Genomic DNA, 605 nt, shown 5'->3' on the forward strand with positions numbered 1-605 from the left:
ACTTCACTTATTGATATTTCGATACCCTTGACTCTAAATACTCTAACGGGAACGATAACAATAGATGAATCTATAGCTATATTATATTGGTTTAAAAAATCAATGTGAATTTTGCTAAAAGCAGATACATCGATTGACGGTAATATATTAGGAATGACATCAGGTACCAGTTCTGTTGGATAGTCTCTACTTTCCTTCGCCAAGGCTTCAGACGCAACTATCCATTTAGTATAGGTATTATCTTGTGGTATGGGTGTCAATATATTGGGTTTTTCAGGATATAGTCTTTCTTCATGTTCATAAATGGCATAACTACCAAATAGGTCATGATCCCAAAAAATAATACCGCCGTTATCTTTTTTAGCCCAATACTTTCTCGCTGCGTTGTGCAGTGCCAGGCTAACAGGAACGGCATCCGAAAGTGTAATATTTAAGCAAAATACCCAATCGACGTTATTATCTTCAAACCAACTTAGGAAATAATCCTCATAAATTTTAGCAATAGAATTAATATCTTGATTGATCTGTTTAATTTCTTCTCCTGTTAATGATTTATATTTTGCTACCCTCTTTCTGATATGAGTAAAACAGTGCCCATGATCGCT

The 605-nt window shown here is 34.5% G+C and carries 1 pseudogene; it reads right to left on the reverse strand.

What is annotated here, in order from left to right:
• Positions 1-605, reverse strand: a pseudogene (locus tag V1952_RS22395) (hypothetical protein); the annotation flags it as partial.

The sequence above is a fragment of the Yersinia sp. 2542 StPb PI genome, assembly GCF_048593855.1.
Taxonomy (GTDB): Bacteria; Pseudomonadota; Gammaproteobacteria; order Enterobacterales; family Enterobacteriaceae; genus Yersinia; species Yersinia enterocolitica_E.